Consider the following 16,288-nt stretch of genomic DNA (forward strand, 5'->3'; position numbering starts at 1 on the left):
GGCAGTCGCCCGCTCCGGATTCCAGGAAGGGACGCCTCCGGATCTCGGCGGGCCTCCGCCTCCCTGCGCCCATGCAAATGCCCGACCGCTGGCGACGGGGGATGCACCAGCGATCGGGCTGGGGCAACACTAACAAGGCTGCTCGGGCGGGGAGCCAACTTCCCGGTTGCAATGTCGTGTTGTGACCGGGATCACTCGGCGTGGTCCGTCGGGCACGGGAAACGGGGGCTGAGGGGGCGTGTGGGGCCGGTGAGTGGAATATTTCCGTCCGGTACCGGTGCAAATCGGGTTGGGCCGTGCGCCGGCTCCCGCTACCCGCCGCACAGCGAGGTGTACGCGAGGCGGGGCAGGTACGCGTGCCAGGTCTCCCGCGTCAGAACGCCCCGGGTGGTCGCGCAGATGCGGTGGATCGCCTCGTCGGAGTCCAGGCTCCACAGCCGTACGGAATCGGCGCCGCTCGAGACGCCGAGCAGACGGCTCGTGGGGCTGAACGACAGGAAGCTGCCCGTCTTGGCGTCGGGGCTCATCGAGGGGCCCAGGGGAGTGGCCCGGGCGGGGAGGGCGACGTTCCAGAGTTGGACCCGGTCGTCGTTGCCGCCGCTGGCCAGGGTGTGACCGTCCGGGCTGAACGTCAGCGACACGATGGCCTCGGTGTGGCCCTTGAGCGTGGAGAGCCCGGTGGCCTGGGAGGGGTGGGTGACGTTCCAGAGCCGGACGGTGTTGTCGTCGCTGCCGCTGGCCAGGGTGTGGCCGTCCGGGCTGTAGGCGAGCCGGTTGACCGGGCCCAGGTGCCCCTTGAGGGGGGCGCCGAGCGGGGTGGCGTGACGCGGGTCGGCCACCCGCCACAGCCGGACCGTGGCGTCCGCGCCGCCGCTGGCGAGCGTGCGGCCGTCCGGGCTGAAGGCGAGGGAGTTGACGTAGCCCGTGTGGCCGGCGAGCGGCGCGCCGAGCGGACGCATGCGGGACGGGGCTCGGACGTCCCACAGCTGAACGGTGCGGTCGTCGTGGGCGGTTGCCAGGGTGCGCCCGTCCGGGCTGAAGGCCAGCGCGCCGGCGCCCGCGTAGCGCGTCCGCAGCGCGACGGGCGGCCCGCAGGGGCTCGGCCGGGCCGGGTCGGCGACGTTCCACAGCCGCACCGTGTGGTCGGCTGCCAGCACCGCGAGCGTGCGGCCGTCCGGCGAGAACGCCATCGACCGCACACCGCCCTTCCCGGGGGCGAACGGCGCGCCCAGCAGGGCCGGCCGCCGGGGCGTGCGCACGTCCCACAGGCGCGCCCGGCCGTCGCGCGCGGCCGTGGCGAGGACCCGTCCGTCCGGGCGGAACGCCCCGATGCGGCCGGTCATGTCCGATGCCGGTATCGACCACAGGCGGGCCTTGTTGTCGCCGCTCCCGGTGGCGAGGGTGTGCCCGTCGGGGCTGAAGCTCACGGTGTACATCTCCCCGCTGCTGCCCGCGAGGGGCTCGCCGACCTGCGAGGGGTACGCCGGATTGCGGACGTTCCACACGCTGGCGGTGCTGTCCGCGCTGCCGGCGGCGAGCATCGTCCCGTCGGGGCTGAAGGACACCGACCACACGGGGCCGGTGTGGCCGGTGAGGGGCGCGCCGAGCGGCGTCGCCCGCCGTGGCGCGGCCACGTCCCAGAGCCGTACGGTGTCGTCCGCGCTGCCGCTGGCGAGGGTACGGCCGTCCGGGCTGAAGGCCACGGAGTGCACGACGCCCCCGTGGCCCCTCAACACCCGGCCGACCGGCGCCGGATGACGCCGGTCGGCCATGTCCCACAGCCGGATCGCGCGGTCGTCGCCACCGGCCGCCAGCGTCCGCCCGTCGGGGCTGAACGCCACGGAGCGCACCGCGTCGGTGGGGCCGGTCAGGGTGGCGAGCGGCCTGGGCCGGTGCGCGCCGCGCAGGTCCCACAGGTGGACCGTGTGGTCCTCGTCGGCGGCGGCCAGCGTGCGCCCGTCGGGGCTGAAGGCGAGCAGGTAGACCGAGCCGCCGTGGCCGGTCAGGGGCGCGCCGACCGGGCGCGGATGGCCGGGGTCGCGCACGTCCCACAGCCGGATCGTGCCGTCGTCCGACGCGCTGGCGAGGGTGTGGCCGTCCGGGCTGAAGACGGCGGTGCTCACCCAGCTGGTGTGGCCGGTCAGGGGCTTGCCCAGGGGTTCGGGGCGCGCCGGGTCGGCCACGTCCCACAGCCGGACGGTGCGGTCGTAGCTCGCGGTGGCCAGAATCCGCCCGTCGGGGCTGAACGAGGTGAGGTAGACGGCGCCGGTGTGCCCGAGCAGCGGCGTGGCCAGTGGGGCGTTCACCGTCGAGATCAGCCGGCTGTCCGTGCCGGCGTCGTCCGGCCGCAGATGGTGCGCCACCAGGTCGAGCCGGGCGGACAGCGACGGATCCGTGTACTGGGCGCGGTCGGCCTCGGCGAGCACCTGCGCGAACACCGCGTCGTCCCGCTGCCGCCACGCGACCACCGCCGCACCGGCCGCCATCACCGCCAGGACGGCCAGCGCTGCCACCGCACCGCGGCCGATCCGGACCGTGCGCCTGCGCAGCCGGTCCGAAGCGGCCAGGAATTCCTTCGCGTTCCGGGTCAGGAAGGTGTCGCCGGCGGACTGCGCCCAGGTACGGGCCTGTTCCAGCCGCGAACCCCGGTAGAGCAGCGAGGCGTCGCGGTGCGCGCCCTCCCAGGCCCGGCCGTCCTCCTCCAGCCGCTGGCGCAGCAGATTGCCGTTCCTGTCCTCGTCGATCCAGTCGCGCAGACGGGGCCAGGCGTGCAGCAGCGCCTCATGGGTGATCTCCACGGCCTCCGCGTCGAGCGTCACCAGCCGGGCGTGCACCAGCGCTTCGAGCGACTCCGCCGTCCTGCGCGGATCCGCGGACTCCTCCGCCAGTTGGCGCCGCGTCCCCCGCCTGCGGGTGGCCTGGGTGTCCTCGCCGAGCCGGACCAGTCGCAGCAGGAGCAGCCGCGCGGCGGTGCGTGCGGTCGGGTCGAGACCGGACCAGGCCTGCTCGGCGGTCGCCGCCACCGCTCCCTGGATGCCGCCCGCCGCGCGGTAGCCGGCCAGCGTCAGGCGCCCCGCCTTGCGCCGCTGCCAGGTGGCGAGCAGGGCGTGGGAGAGGAGCGGCAGCACCCCCGCGTCGTGCGCGCCGCCGAGGCCGCCGGCGCTCACCTCCCGGACGATCAACTCCGCCAGCCCCGGTTCGAGTTCCAGCCCCACCGCCTTGGCCGGGCCGGTCACCGCCTCGCGCAACTCAGCGGCGGTCAGCGGCCCGAGCACCATGTGCCGGTGCTGGAGGGCGTCGGCCAGTTCGGGATGGCCCAGGCACTGCTCGTAGAAGTCGGCGCGGATGCCGAGGATGACGAGGACGGGGGCCGGATCACCGGGGGCCGCGGGCGTGCACGCGGCGTGCAGCAGCGCGATGAACGTGCGCCGGCTCGCCTCGTCGGAGCAGAGCGTGAAGGCCTCCTCGAACTGATCCACGACGAGGATCGGACGGGCTCCGGAGGGCGCCGCGCGCCGCGCCCACGCCGCGGCGGCCTCCCGCACCGCCTGCGCGCGATGCGGAGCACAGGCCTCCGGCTCCGGCGCGGCGGTGGCGACGGGGGCCAGCTCCGGTATCCGGCGGGTCAGCTCCGCCAGCGGATCGGCGCCCGGCACCAGCCGCAGCACCTCCCGCGCCCGGCCGTTCCCGTCGTCCAGCGCGCCGCCGTGCACGGCGGGCAGCAGACCGGCGTTCAGCAGCGACGACTTCCCCGCCCCCGAGGCGCCCACGAGCATGACCAGGCCGCCCGACTCCCGCGCCGCGCGGAGCTGGGCGATGAGGGCGGCGGTGCTCCGCTCCCGTCCGAAGAACCACCGGGCGTCGTGCCGGCGGTACGCGGCCAGCCCCCGGTAGGGGCACACCCCGGGCACGGCCGGAGCCTCGGCCGCGACGCGCTCCTCGTCCTCCCCGGGGGCGCTCGCCCGGTCGCCGACCGCGCGCTCCCACAACAGCTGCCACTGCGCCAGGTCGTACAGTCCCGCGGACACCGGCGCCGGCCGCGCCCGCCGTGCCTGGGGGATCAGGACGTGCAGCACCGCGGCGAGGGCGGCGAACTGGGCGGGGACGTTCCTGGCCCGCCGCCAGTCGCTGATCCGCTGCACGGACACCCGCACCGGGCGCCCTCGTTCGTCGACCCGATGCAGCCGGACGACCGCTTCGGCCACCTTCTTGAGGGGAGGGTTGCCGGCCTCCTTGTACAGCAGCGCGAGACGTTCCGCGAAGGCCGTGCGTGCCCCTGAGCCGGAACTCAAGGTCTCCACTCCTTACTTCCCCCCGCGTCTGGACATCCGGACCGGAAAACTCACCTTACCTGGCTGACCTGCGACGATGCCGTCGGCCCGATGCCAAGATCTCCTCGGGGGGAGCCACACCTGACAGGATCACGACGCAGTAGCGCAGCAACGCGGCGTCGCCCTCACAGGCCACAGCCCGGCGCTCGGAATGACAACCCCTGGGGCAAGGTCTCGTAGCTTCCGCCGGAGTGACGCCGGTGGTCACGGACCGGGCGCAGGAGCGTGAGCCCCCCTGGCGCGCGGACCCCGCCAGGCACTGCCGCCACGACGACCACGGGTGCCGCCAGGCCCGCTCCGCGCCGGTACGGGGGGCGCGGATCGGCGCAGCCGCGCCCTTCGGTACCGGTCCCCACGAGGGGAGGGACCGGTGCCGAACGGCGCGGCACGGGGGAGCGCGTGCGGGCCCGGAGGCCGGTGGCGGTCAAGTACTTCCCGGACGGGCGGCGTTGTCCCCGCCTGCCGACTGTGGCGCGGATCACTTCGATGTCGTGCTCCGCGCGCGGGAAAAACCTCTGAACGAGCGTCAGCGGGCGGCGCTCACGGGCGCGCACTTCCCACCCCGCTCCCCGCCTTCTCCCAAGCCGTCCGCCCCACCCGGGCGGAGAACGCGTCAGGCCCGGTTTCCGTTTCCGAAAACCGGGCCTGAACTGCTACTTCTCAGTCGGGGTGGCGGGATTTGAACCCACGACCTCTTCGTCCCGAACGAAGCGCGCTGCCAAGCTGCGCTACACCCCGAAGCAACGAGCTCTACTTTAGCGGACCGATCCCCGTAGGTGAAATCCGGTTCCCGCGGAGCCGGGGAGCGGGCCTGACCTGGTCGATCCCGATGACGATCAAGGGGAGCAGGAAGCCGGCCAGTCCGATGCCGAGCGCGAGGGCGGCGCCGGGCGACGGGGCTCCGGCGACGGCGGGGAAGGCGAGGGCGAAGGCCAGGTAGAGGAGGGGGTAGACCGACCACTGCCAGATGCAGGCCGCACGGAAGCCGCGGGGCGCCGTCAGCAGGAGCCAGTCGGCGAGGGCGGCCAAGGGCGTCGCGGCGAAGAGCAGCTGATGCGCGACGGCCTGGGGCACGGTGGGCGCGGTGGCGTGCGGCAGGGCGAAGGCCGTGGAGTCGGCCGCGGGGAAGGCGTGGTGGAGGACGGCGGGGAGAAGGAGGAAGGGCAGCAGCGCGCCGGTGAGTCGGGGGCTCACCGCGCGGCGGCCGTTCCAGGCGCGATGGGCCGCGCCGGCGAAGATCAGCGCGGCGGCGAGGTTGGCCTGCACGGGAAAGCGGGCGAGGAGCGTGGCCGGGGCGGTGGCGCCGGCGGCCGCGAGGAGCGTGCCCGTGAGAGCGGCCGCGCTGATGAGGGCACGGAAGGCGGCCGCCCGGGGGCGGCGGATCCGGGGGGCGACGGCAGCTGCCGGGGTACGGGCGGCGGCGCCGGCGGGGCCGGATGCGTGGCGCGTGGACTGCGAGGTCCGGGTGGGGTCGGACATTCCTCCACGTTACGGCGATGATCAGTGGGCGGGGGAGCCCCCGTCCGGCAAAACTCCGGCGCGGGAGAGCCCGCGCCGGGCCCCGTCGCCCCCGCGGGCGGGCGCGGGCACGAGCAGGGGCATGGATTCCCGGCCCCCGGACCGCGCCGGCGCCGCGGCGGACGGCGTCAGCGCCCCGACCGCCGCAGTCCCCCGACCGTGTCAGCCCGTACGGCGGCACTGCCCGCCCGGCTCGCGTGCGCCGGCCACCGCCCGCGTCACCCTTCGCCCTGGTCGCGGCCCGATTCCGGTGTCCTGCCCGCTGGCCGTCAGCCCCGCTCCGTCAGCGTCAGCAGGGTGGCCTCCGGGGGGCAGGCGAAGCGGACCGGGGTGTAGCGGTTGGTGCCGCAGCCGGCGGAGACATGGAGGAAGGAGGTGTGGCCGCCGGCGGTGTGGGTGGACAGGCCCTTGACCCGGTCGGGGTCGATGTCGCAGTTGGTGACGAGGGCCCCGTAGAAGGGGATGCAGAGCTGGCCGCCGTGGGTGTGGCCGGCCAGGACCAGCGGGTAGCCGTCCGCGGTGAAGGCGTCCAGGGAGCGCAGATACGGGGCGTGGACGACGGCCAGGGAGAGGTCGGCGCCCGATTCCGGGCCGCCGGCGACCTCGGCGTAGCGGTCCCGCTTGATGTGCGGGTCGTCCAGACCGGTCAGGGCGATCTCGATGCCGTCCAGCTTGAGGCGGCCGCGGGAGTTGGACAGGCCGACCCAGCCGGCCGCGTCGAACGCGTCGCGCAGGTCCTCCCACGGGTTGTGGACCGCCCCCGTGACGGGCGCGTTGCCGTTGAGGCCGTGCCGCCCCCTGACCCGCTCGACCAGATAGCGGGCGGGGTTGCGCAGCTTGGGGCCGTAGTAGTCGTTGGAGCCGAAGACATAGGCGCCGGGGAACTCCATCAGCGGGCCCAGCGCGTCCAGCGTCTCGGGGACGCCTTCGGTGTCGGAGAGGTTGTCGCCGGTGTTCACGACGAAGTCGGGGCGGAGCCCGGCGAGCGACTGCAGCCAGCGCTGCTTCTTGCGCTGTCCGCTGACCATGTGGATGTCGGAGACCTGCAGGACGCGCAACGGCCGCATGCCACGGGGCAGTACGGGCACGGTCACGCGCCGCAGGCGGAAGGAGCGGACTTCGAAGCCGGCGGCATAGGTCAGGCCGGCCGCGCCGACTGCGGTCAGGGCCAGGGGTACTCCGTATCGCGCGCGCATGCTTCCATCGTCGCAGAGTGGCGGGGGTGGGCGCAGCGCACGGGCGGGCGGGGGTCCGCCGGGTGGGGGTAGGGCCGTCGCCCGGCGGGAAAAGGCACGGCGGTTGTCGGTGGGTGGGGGCATACTCGACGGCATGACCACGCTCAAGTCCAAGTTGCGGGACGACCTCACCGTCGCGATCAAGGCGCGCGACGAGCTGCGCTCCTCCACCCTCCGCCTCACGCTGACCGCGATCCAGAAGGAGGAGGTCGCGGGCACCGTGGCCCGTGAGCTGTCCGACGACGAGGTCGAGAAGATCATCGCGCGGGAGGCGAAGAAGCGCCGGGAGGCCGCGGACGCCTTCTCCCAGGCCGGCCGCGCCGAGCAGGCCGAGCGGGAGCGCGCCGAGGGCGAGCTGCTCGCGGACTATCTGCCCCAGCCGCTGACCGACGACGAGCTGGAGCAGCTGGTCGCGGCCGCCGTGGCGGAGGCCAAGGCCGGCGGCGCCGAGGGGCCGCGGGCGATGGGCGCCGTCATGAAGATCGTCAACCCCCGGGTGGCCGGCCGCGCCGAGGGCGGCCGGGTGGCCGCGGTGGTGAAGAAGCTGCTGGCCGGCTGAGCGGCCGCGGCTCTTCCGCCGGAACGCCGAGGGGCGCCCCCGTGGTGGGGGCGCCCCTCGCCGCGTTTCGTGCGGGCCGGCCGCCGGCGCGTGCCCTACGGGCCGACCGGCCGCCCACGGGCCAACCGGCCGTCTACCAACCGCCGTTACCGCCACCCAGAATGTCCGGGAAGCCGGGGATGTGCAGGCCGCCACCCGGCTTCTTGCCGTGGCCGCCCCGGCCGGGCTTGTGCGGGCCGGGGCCCTTGTCGCCGTCGTCGCCCCCGCTCTTGTCCTTGACCGGATCGTCGATCGGGACGGTGGGCAGGCCGGGCGCCGGCCGGCCGTCCAGGGCGCCGGTCATCGCGTCCCGCCAGATGGGGCCGGGGGTGTCGGCGCCGTAGACCTTGTCGTGGGGCACGCCGCCGATGGTGATGTCGTACATCTTGCGCTTGTGCTGCGGGTCGCCGACCCAGACCGCACCGGCCGCGTTCGGGGTGTAGCCGACGAACCAGGCGGCGTAGCGGCTGTCGCTGGTGCCGGTCTTGCCGGCGCTGTCCCGGCCGTGGAGGCCGGCCTCCTTGCCGGTGCCGTCCTCGACCACTCCCTTGAGCAGGGTGTTGACCGTGTCCGCGGTCTTCTTGGACATCGCGCTGCGGCAGCTGGTCTGCGGGACCTTCATCGCCCGGCCGCGCGCGTCGGTGATCGACTCGATGGCGACGGGGGAGCAGTACTCACCGCCGTTGGCGAAGGCGGCGTACCCGGCGGCCATGGTCAGCGGCGACATCTCCTGCACGCCGAGGGTCATCGACGGCACCTGCTGCAGCGGCTTGCCGTCCGACCGCTCGATGCCCATCTTCTGGGCCATCTTCACCGCGGGGCAGATGCCCATGTCGCTGATCAGCTGCACGAAGTAGGTGTTGACCGACTTCGCGGTCGCCTCCTTCATGCCGTACGGGCCGACCTCTTCCTTGTTCTCGTTCTGGGTGGTGTCGGTGCCCTGCCACTCGCCGTCGCAGGTCTGCACCGGGCTCGGATACGGCATCCGGTACGGCGAGGGGTACTCCTGCTCGGGGCTGGTCCCCTGCTCCAGCGCGGCCGCCGCGATCACCGGCTTGAAGGTCGAGCCGGGCTGGTAGCCGGCGCCCCCGCCCATGCGGTGGTCGACCGAGAGGTTGATCACGGTCTGGTTCGCACCGAAGCCGTACGGGCGCGACTGGCCCATGCCGAGGATCTTGCCGGTGCCCGGCTCGACGATGCTGGCGGCGCCGGCCACCGGGTCGTCGTCGTAGACGTGCTCGGCGAGCGAGGACTGGATCGACTTCTGGGTCTGCGGGTCGAGGGTGGTGCGGATGGTCATGCCGCCCTCGTTCCAGCGCTGCGCACGGATCTTCCGGGTCTTGCCGAAGGACTTGTCGCCGAGGAAGGTCTTGCGGATGTAGTCGCAGAAGAAGCCGGCGCCGTCGGTGGCGGTGATGCAGCCGTTCTTGGGGCGGCTGACCGCCAGCTTGATCGGCTTCTTCGCGGCCGCGTCGGCCTGCGCCTGGGTGATGTCCTTGAGGTCGGCCATCCGCTGCAGGACGGTGTTGCGCCGCCGGGTGGCCTCCTGCGGGTCGTTGACCGGGTCGTAGCGGCTGGGCGACTGGACGAGACCGGCCAGCAGCGCCGACTCCTGGAGGTTCAGATCCTTGGCGGACTTGCTGAAGTAGCGCTGGGCGGCCGCCTCGACGCCGTAGGCCTGCTGCCCGAAGAACGTGATGTTGAGGTAGTTCTGCAGGATCTTGCGCTTGCCGAGTTCCTTCTCGACCTGGATCGCGTACTTGAGCTCTTTGATCTTGCGGCCGATGGTCTGCTGGGTGGCCTGCGCGACCTTGTCCGGGTCGTCGCCCGCCTCCTCTACGAAGACGTTCTTCACGTACTGCTGGGTCAGCGTCGAGGCGCCCTGGGAGACGCCGCCCGACTGGGCGTTCTTGTTGACCGCCCGCAGGATGCCCTTCAGGTCGATGGCGCCGTGCTGGTAGAACCGCGCGTCCTCGATCGCCACGATCGCCTTCTGGATGTACGGCGACATGTCCTTGAGGCCGACGACCGTGCGGTCACGGGAGTAGACCTTGGCGATCTCACCGCCGTCGGCGTCCAGAATCCTGGTCCGCTGACTGAGGGGCGGGGTCTTGAGGTTCGCGGGGATGTCGTCGAAGCCCTCGACGGTTCCCTTGGCGGTGAGGCCGAGCGCCCCTGCCGCCGGGAGCGCGAGACCGGCGAGCACCGCTCCGGCCAGGACGCTGACACCGAGGAACTTGGCGGCCTGCTGCGTCTTGGACAGACCTCCGCCGTCGCGCTTCTTAGGCATGAGGGCACCCTACGTTCTTCATCCGCCGGACAGGGGTGCACCTGTTCGTTTAGCCTGTTCTCGGCTGCCCGGCTGAACGGTTACGCATGAGTTCGTCAACCCCCACTCCTCGCGGACCGCGCCCCCACGTGTCCGTGTATGACGACAAAACTCCCGTGTCAGGGCGGTGAACTGTCCCGCCTTGGGCGCAAAGTGCGGTATGCCCTGCGGTCACTCCGTTGGGTGATCTGCCGCATACGCATAGTCCGTTCGGACCATTCAAGATTGGGCCCGAAGGGGGTGTTGCGCCCTGCCCGCCTTCCGTAACGTCCTCAACTGGCAACGGTGAATATGCCGCTTGCCGCCGTGGGGGAGCCTCGATTCGGGAGAGGACGGCGCCAGCATGAGCTGGGTAACCGACTGGAGTGCACAGGCAGCCTGCCGCACTACCGATCCGGATGAACTGTTCGTTCAGGGAGCGGCGCAGAACCGCGCCAAGGCGGTGTGCACCGGATGCCCGGTGCGCACGGAGTGCCTGGCCGACGCCCTGGACAACCGGGTGGAGTTCGGCGTGTGGGGCGGGATGACCGAACGCGAGCGGAGGGCGCTGCTGCGTCGCCGCCCGACCGTGACGTCATGGCGCCGGCTGTTGGAGACAGCGCGTACGGAGTACGAGCGCAGCACGGGCATCCTGTCCGTGGACTGCGAGGACGAGATGTTCGACGAGTTCGCCGCGGTCGGGTAGCGCGGTCGGCCAGCCCGCGGTCGGCCGGGAAACCGGAGAAGAGCCGGAAGAGCGGGAAGAGCCGCAGGAACTTGGCCGAGAACCTTCGGCTGATGGCTCGGTCCGGTCGCACCCGGTCCGGTCGAGTTCGGCCCGGTCGTGTTCGGCTCTGATCACGCTCGGCCCGGCTCTCTGGGCGCGGTGGCAGGTGAGCAGTTGAAGGGGTGGGTGGCTGAGCCGGCGTACGTACGGCTCGGTCGTCGGTGCCGGTCGTCTCAGTCGTCGGGGTCGTTCAGCCGGCGGTGTGGTGCGGTCCTCGGCGTCGATTCGGTCTTCGTTGTTCGGTCTTCGGGTCGTTCGGCCTTCGCGGTCGTTCAGTCCTCGGTGTCCGTGCGGTTCTGTGCCAGACGGTCGCCGATGGCACGCAGTCCCGCGAGGTCATGGACATCGCCGGGCAGCGCGGCGACCTCGGTCACCGGAACCTCGGGGTGCAGCGCGGTGAAGCGGTCCCGCGTGCGCCGTTCGCGTGCGAGCACCTGCATGCGTTCCGCGTGCAGTCGGAGCAGCCCGGCGGCCAGTTGCGCCGCCGAGGCCGAGGTGGGTGTCTCATGCTCCGCCGCGGCGGGGGAGAGGCCGCCGGCGGTACGTGGTCCAGCCTTCCCGGCGTCGAGATCCACAATGCCGTCGGCTTCAAGATTATTTTCTGCGGGGGCGGCGGACGCCGTGCGGGTGTCCGCGGTGTCCGCCCCGTCCGCATGGGTGTCCTCGGCCCGCTGGTCCGTCAGGGCCTCCGCGGCGGCCAGCGCGCGCTCGGCGCTGAGTTGGGACGCGCCGCTGCCGTGCACGCGGTTCAGCACCAGGCCGGCCAGCGGCATCTGCTCGGCGGCCAGCCGCTCGACGAAGTACGCCGCCTCGCGCAGTGCGTCCCGCTCCGGCGCGGCCACCACGAGGAACGCCGTGCCGGGCGCCTGCAGCAGCCGGTACGTGGCGTCCGCGCGGGTGCGGAAGCCGCCGAACATGGTGTCCATGGCAGCCACGAACGTCTGCACGTCCCGCAGGAGTTGGCCGCCCATGAGCTTGCTGAGGGTGCCGGTCATCATCGACATGCCGACATTGAGGAACTTCATGCCGGCCCGGCCGCCGACCTTCGCCGGGGCCATCAGCACCCGGATGAACTTGCCGTCCAGGAAGGAGCCGAGACGCTTGGGAGCGTCCAGGAAGTCCAGGGCGGAGCGGCTCGGCGGGGTGTCGACGATGATCAGGTCCCACTCGTCGTTCGCGCGGAGCTGGCCGAGCTTCTCCATGGCCATGTACTCCTGCGTGCCCGCGAAACCGGCCGACAGGGACTGGTAGAAGGGGTTCTCCAGGATGGCGCGGGACCGCTCGGCGTCCGCGTGGCCCTCGACGATCTCGTCGAAGGTGCGCTTCATGTCCAGCATCATCGCGTGGAGTTCGCCGCCCGCGGACTCGTCGACGTCCTTGACCTGGCGCGGGACGTTGTCCAGCTCGGAGATGCCCATGGACTGGGCCAGCCGCCGGGCCGGGTCGATGGTCAGCACGACGACCCGGCGGCCGCGCTCGGCGGCGCGCACGCCCAGCGCCGCGGCCGTCGTCGTCTTGCCGACGCCGCCCGAGCCGCAGCACACCACGATGCGGGTGTGCGGGTCGTCGATCAGGGCATCGACCTCGAGCCGCGGGGCCGAGGCGTCCAGCGTCGTGGTGTCCGCGGTCATATGGGCCCCTGTTTCCGCAGGTCTCTCGCCAGGTGGTAGAGCCCGGCGAGGTCCACTCCCTCGGGGAGCAGCTCCAACTCGTAGGTGGGCAGGCCGATGGCGGTCAGTTCGGCGTACTCGGCGCGCTCCAGCTCGACCCGCTCGGCGTGTTCGCGCGCCTGCTCCAGCAGGGGGTCGATCAGCCGGTCCGCCAGGCCGCCGCGGCGGGCGCCGCCCAGGCCGGCCTGGGAGAGCGCCTTGGCGACGCCGGCCCGGGCGCCCCGGGCGGCGATGTCGAGGTCGCCGTTGTCCAGCAGCGCCGGGCGGGTCATGTTGATGACGATGCCGCCCACGGGGATGCCGGCGGCGCGCAGTTCCGCGACGCCGTCCGCGGTCTCCTGGACCGGCATCTCTTCCAGGAGCGTCACCAGATGCACCGCGGTCTCCGGTGATTTCAGGACCCGCATCACGGCCTGCGCCTGATTGTGGATCGGCCCGATCTTCGCCAGGCCGGCCACCTCGTCGTTGACGTTCAGGAAGCGGGTGATGCGGCCGGTCGGCGGGGCGTCCATCACCACGGCGTCGTAGACGAATCTGCCGTTCTTGTCCTTGCGGCGGACGGCTTCGCACGCCTTGCCGGTCAGCAGGACGTCCCGCAGGCCCGGCGCGATGGTCGTGGCGAAGTCGATCGCGCCGAGCTTCTTCAGCGCCCGGCCGGCGCTGCCGAGCTTGTAGAACATCTGGAGGTAGTCCAGCAGGGCGCGTTCGGCGTCGATGGCGAGGGCGTGCACCTCGCCGCCCCCGCGTCTGCCGCCGCCCCGGGGCGCCTCGCCGCCGGACCCGTTCCCGGCGGCGGCCCGGAGCGCCGCGCCGTCCGATGCCGGAGCCACCGCGATCTTGCGTTCCTCGTAGGGAAGCGCTTCTGTTTCGAACAGCTGGGCAATGCCCTGCCGGCCCTCGACCTCGACCAGGAGGGTACGGCGTCCCTCGGTGGCCAGGGCGAGAGCGAGGGCGGCGGCGACCGTGGTCTTTCCGGTGCCGCCCTTGCCGCTGACGACATGGAGCCTGCTCACGCCAAGGAGCCTAACCAGTCTGCGTCCCGAGTACGCCCGGGATGGCGCCCGGGACACCCCGGAGATCTGCCCGCGGGGTCCTCGGGGACGGGTCGGGGATGTGCCGTAGGGGGCGGGCGGCAGGCTCGCGGACGCCGCGCGGCAGGGGCGGGGACGGGCCGCGGCACACGGCGTCCGCCGCCGCCGTGGACAGGTATTACGCTCGCCCCATGACCAAGTGGGAATACGCGACCGTGCCGCTCCTCGTGCACGCGACGAAGCAGATTCTGGACACCTGGGGCGAGGACGGCTGGGAGCTGGTCCAGGTCGTCCCCGGCCCGAACAACCCCGAGCAGCTGGTGGCCTACCTGAAGCGGGAGAAGCAGGCGTGAGCGCGGTGGAGGAGAAGATCGCGGCGCTCGGTCTGAAGCTGCCGCAGGTCGTGCCGCCGCTGGCCTCGTACCAGCCCGCGGTGCGCTCCGGCGCCTATGTGCACACCTCCGGCCAGCTGCCGATGGTGGACGGCGCGCTGCCGGCCACCGGCAAGGTCGGGGCCGAGGTCAGCGCGGAGCAGGCCAAGGAACTCGCCGCGACCTGCGCGCTGAACGCGCTGGCCGCCGTGAAGTCCGTCGTCGGCGACCTCGACCGGATCCAGCGGGTCGTGAAGGTCGTCGGCTTCGTGGCCTCCGCGCCGGACTTCACCGGTCAGCCGGGCGTGCTCAACGGCGCCAGCGAGCTGCTGGGCGAGATCCTCGGCGACAAGGGCGTGCACGCCCGGTCCGCGGTGGGCGTGGCGGTGCTGCCGCTCGACTCGCCGGTCGAGGTCGAGATCCAGGTGGAGATCGCCGAATAGTCCCGTCGTCGGGGCGGTGACGTCCGCCCCGTGTGCCGTGCCCCGGAGGGCCCCGCGTCAGCAGGGGCCCTCCGGCGCGAAAGTGGCCCTCGAACATCCGCGCGCGAGCGCATAGCATCCGGCCATGGCGTCCACGACCAACGGCCAGTGGTACCCGCCGGAGTGGCCGGACCGCATCCGGGCACTCGCGAACGGCGAGCTGACCCCTGCCGAGCCCCGCAGGGCCGCGACCGTTCTGCTGCTGCGGGACTCCGCCGCCGGCGGCCCCGCCGTCCACATGCTGCGCAGACGCACCTCCATGGCCTTCGCCGGGGGCGCGTACGCCTATCCGGGCGGGTCCGTCGATCCGCGGGACGCCCGCCCGGTGGCCTGGGCCGGTCCCTCGCGCGCCCAGTGGGCGGTGCGTATGGGTGTCGATCCGGCCACCGCCCAGACCATCGTGTGCGCGGCGGTCCGCGAGACGTTCGAGGAGACCGGCGTGCTGCTCGCCGGCGCCTCGGCCGACACGGTCGTCGCCGACACCAGGGGCGAGGACTGGGAGGCGGACCGCGCCGCCCTCGTCGCCCACGAACTGTCCTTCGCCGACTTCCTTGGCCGCCGCGGACTGGTCCTGCGCTCCGACCTGCTGGGCGCCTGGGCCCGCTGGATCACCCCCGAGTTCGAGCCGCGGCGCTACGACACCTGGTTCTTCGTCGCGGAGCTGCCCGAGGGCCAGCGGACCCTCCCGCAAGGGCCCGAGGCGGGCCCCCGGGGCGCACCCCCGTCCACCGGGGCGGCGCCCGGCGCCTCCACCGAGGCGGACCTCGCGGTCTGGATCCGCCCCCGGGAGGCGGCCGACGGCTACGACCGCGGCGAGCTGCTGATGATGCCGCCGACCATCGCGACGCTGCGCGGACTCCAGCCGTACGCCACCGCGGCCGACGCGCTGGCCGCCGCGGAGGCCCAGGACCTCACGCCGGTGCTGGCGCGGGCCCGGGTGGTGGGCGGCGAGATCGAGCTGAGCTGGCCGGGGCACGACGAATTCACCAAGCACATCGCGCAGACGGACACGGGATCCGGCGCTCCCGGGGGCGCCGACGGCCGCCCGGACCGCGCCGGCTCCCCGGGAGGGACCCCCGCATGACCGAACCGACCGCTCTTCCCGGCCGGCCGCGTGGCGGGGCCCTCTCCGGGCAGGCCACCGCGCGCGCCCACTGCGTGCTGGCCCCGAACCCCTCGCCGATGACGCTGGACGGCACCAACACCTGGATCGTCGCCGAACCGGACTCCGACCTCGCCGTCGTCATCGACCCCGGGCCGCTCGACGAGGGCCACCTCCGGGCCGTCATCGACACCGCCGAGCGCGCCGGCAAGCGCGTCGCGCTGACCCTGCTGACCCACGGTCACCCGGACCACGCCGACGGCGCCGCCCGCTTCGCCGAGCTGACCCGGACGGCCGTCCGGGCGCTCGACCCGACGCTCCGTCTGGGCGGGGAGGGGCTCGACGCGGGCGATGTCATCACCACCGGGGGCCTGGAGCTGCGGGTGGTGCCCACCCCGGGCCACACCGCGGACTCGCTCTCCTTCCACCTCCCGGCCGATCGCGCGGTCCTCACCGGCGACACGGTCCTGGGGCGCGGCACCACGGTGGTCGCCCACCCCGACGGGCGGCTGGGCGACTATCTGGACTCGCTGCGCCGGCTGCGCGCGCTCACCGTCGACGACGGGGTGGGGACGGTCCTGCCGGGCCACGGGCCGGTGCTGAACGACGCCCAGGGGGCCGTGGAGTTCTATCTGGCGCACCGCGCGCACCGGCTCGCCCAGGTGGAGACCGCCGTCGAGGCCGGCCACCGCACCCCCGGGGAGATCGTCGCGAGCGTGTACGCCGATGTCGACCGCTCCCTGTGGCCGGCCGCCGAGCTGTCGGTCCGGGCGCAGCTCGACTACCTGGGCGAACACGGGCTGATCGACGGCTGACGCCCGCTCGGGCCGCGGCCGTCCGGTGTGGCGGGGCGCC

12 protein-coding genes and 1 tRNA gene are annotated in these 16,288 nt (G+C 73.3%); 6 read left to right on the forward strand and 7 right to left on the reverse strand.

Annotated elements, in window-relative coordinates:
• Nucleotides 1-311: 311 nt before the first annotated feature.
• The 4 genes from IEY78_RS26580 to IEY78_RS26595 all read right to left on the reverse strand — a co-directional run bounded on the left by IEY78_RS26580 (nucleotide 312) and on the right by IEY78_RS26595 (nucleotide 7,045).
• Nucleotides 312-4,301 carry an NACHT and WD repeat domain-containing protein gene (locus IEY78_RS26580; protein WP_189102446.1) on the reverse strand — a complete coding sequence of 1,330 codons (3,990 nt, stop codon included), beginning with the start codon at nucleotides 4,299-4,301 and terminating at the stop codon, nucleotides 312-314.
• 694 nt (nucleotides 4,302-4,995) lie between these two features.
• Nucleotides 4,996-5,069, reverse strand: a tRNA-Pro gene (locus IEY78_RS26585).
• 12 nt (nucleotides 5,070-5,081) lie between these two features.
• The gene (locus IEY78_RS26590; RefSeq protein WP_189102448.1) at nucleotides 5,082-5,810 is read right to left on the reverse strand and encodes an integral membrane regulator; all 729 of its coding nucleotides are present in this window, start codon (nucleotides 5,808-5,810) and stop codon (nucleotides 5,082-5,084) included.
• Between the two features lie 308 nt (nucleotides 5,811-6,118).
• Nucleotides 6,119-7,045 (reverse strand): metallophosphoesterase, encoded by a 927-nt coding sequence (locus IEY78_RS26595; RefSeq protein ID WP_189102450.1) that lies wholly within the window; start codon nucleotides 7,043-7,045, stop codon nucleotides 6,119-6,121.
• 133 nt (nucleotides 7,046-7,178) lie between these two features.
• Between IEY78_RS26595 and IEY78_RS26600 the strand changes: the two genes are divergently transcribed.
• On the forward strand, nucleotides 7,179-7,643 hold the full coding sequence (locus IEY78_RS26600) for a GatB/YqeY domain-containing protein (RefSeq protein ID WP_189102452.1): 465 nt from the start codon (nucleotides 7,179-7,181) through the stop codon (nucleotides 7,641-7,643).
• A gap of 133 nt (nucleotides 7,644-7,776) precedes the next feature.
• On the opposite strand, the gene IEY78_RS26605 is transcribed toward IEY78_RS26600, so the two are convergent.
• Nucleotides 7,777-9,972, reverse strand: coding sequence for a transglycosylase domain-containing protein (locus IEY78_RS26605; protein WP_189102454.1), 2,196 nt, complete (start codon nucleotides 9,970-9,972; stop codon nucleotides 7,777-7,779).
• Between the two features lie 382 nt (nucleotides 9,973-10,354).
• On the opposite strand from IEY78_RS26605, the gene IEY78_RS26610 reads away from it, so the two are divergent.
• Nucleotides 10,355-10,696, forward strand: coding sequence for a WhiB family transcriptional regulator (locus IEY78_RS26610; protein ID WP_006604173.1), 342 nt, complete (start codon nucleotides 10,355-10,357; stop codon nucleotides 10,694-10,696).
• Nucleotides 10,697-11,049: 353 nt separating this feature from the next.
• Here IEY78_RS26610 and bagB read toward each other — a convergent pair whose 3' ends face one another.
• Entirely contained in the window at nucleotides 11,050-12,408 is a 1,359-nt protein-coding gene (bagB, locus tag IEY78_RS26615; RefSeq protein WP_189102456.1) for an ATPase BagB, read from the reverse strand.
• Entirely contained in the window at nucleotides 12,405-13,460 is a 1,056-nt protein-coding gene (gene bagA, locus IEY78_RS26620) for an ATPase BagA (RefSeq protein WP_189102458.1), read from the reverse strand. Before bagA ends, bagB begins: the two co-directional genes overlap by 4 nt.
• 209 nt (nucleotides 13,461-13,669) lie before the next feature.
• On the opposite strand from bagA, the gene sp36 reads away from it, so the two are divergent.
• The 4 genes from sp36 to IEY78_RS26640 all read left to right on the forward strand — a co-directional run bounded on the left by sp36 (nucleotide 13,670) and on the right by IEY78_RS26640 (nucleotide 16,248).
• Nucleotides 13,670-13,831: a Sp36 family protein gene (gene sp36 / locus IEY78_RS26625; RefSeq protein ID WP_003975360.1), complete on the forward strand. Its 162-nt coding sequence runs from the start codon at nucleotides 13,670-13,672 to the stop codon at nucleotides 13,829-13,831.
• Nucleotides 13,828-14,292 (forward strand): RidA family protein, encoded by a 465-nt coding sequence (locus tag IEY78_RS26630; protein ID WP_189102460.1) that lies wholly within the window; start codon nucleotides 13,828-13,830, stop codon nucleotides 14,290-14,292. Before sp36 ends, IEY78_RS26630 begins: the two co-directional genes overlap by 4 nt.
• 124 nt (nucleotides 14,293-14,416) lie before the next feature.
• The gene (locus IEY78_RS26635; RefSeq protein ID WP_189102462.1) at nucleotides 14,417-15,415 is read left to right on the forward strand and encodes an NUDIX hydrolase; all 999 of its coding nucleotides are present in this window, start codon (nucleotides 14,417-14,419) and stop codon (nucleotides 15,413-15,415) included.
• A complete protein-coding gene (locus tag IEY78_RS26640; RefSeq protein ID WP_189102463.1) occupies nucleotides 15,412-16,248 on the forward strand; it encodes an MBL fold metallo-hydrolase in 837 nt (278 codons plus the stop codon). Before IEY78_RS26635 ends, IEY78_RS26640 begins: the two co-directional genes overlap by 4 nt.
• Nucleotides 16,249-16,288 lie beyond the last annotated feature (40 nt).

Source organism: Streptomyces kronopolitis, assembly GCF_014646275.1.
In the GTDB taxonomy this organism is placed as follows: domain Bacteria; phylum Actinomycetota; class Actinomycetes; order Streptomycetales; family Streptomycetaceae; genus Streptomyces; species Streptomyces kronopolitis.

What these genes read in the sequence shown, in the direction of transcription:
- IEY78_RS26590 (WP_189102448.1), bottom strand. Translation starts at nt 5,810, where the DNA reads ATGTCCGACCCCACCCGGACCTCGCAGTCCACGCGCCACGCATCCGGC.
- IEY78_RS26595 (WP_189102450.1), bottom strand. Translation starts at nt 7,045, where the DNA reads ATGCGCGCGCGATACGGAGTACCCCTGGCCCTGACCGCAGTCGGCGCG.
- IEY78_RS26600 (WP_189102452.1), top strand. Translation starts at nt 7,179, where the DNA reads ATGACCACGCTCAAGTCCAAGTTGCGGGACGACCTCACCGTCGCGATC.
- IEY78_RS26605 (WP_189102454.1), bottom strand. Translation starts at nt 9,972, where the DNA reads ATGCCTAAGAAGCGCGACGGCGGAGGTCTGTCCAAGACGCAGCAGGCC.
- IEY78_RS26610 (WP_006604173.1), top strand. Translation starts at nt 10,355, where the DNA reads ATGAGCTGGGTAACCGACTGGAGTGCACAGGCAGCCTGCCGCACTACC.
- bagB (WP_189102456.1), bottom strand. Translation starts at nt 12,408, where the DNA reads ATGACCGCGGACACCACGACGCTGGACGCCTCGGCCCCGCGGCTCGAG.
- sp36 (WP_003975360.1), top strand. Translation starts at nt 13,670, where the DNA reads ATGACCAAGTGGGAATACGCGACCGTGCCGCTCCTCGTGCACGCGACG.
- IEY78_RS26635 (WP_189102462.1), top strand. Translation starts at nt 14,417, where the DNA reads ATGGCGTCCACGACCAACGGCCAGTGGTACCCGCCGGAGTGGCCGGAC.
- IEY78_RS26640 (WP_189102463.1), top strand. Translation starts at nt 15,412, where the DNA reads ATGACCGAACCGACCGCTCTTCCCGGCCGGCCGCGTGGCGGGGCCCTC.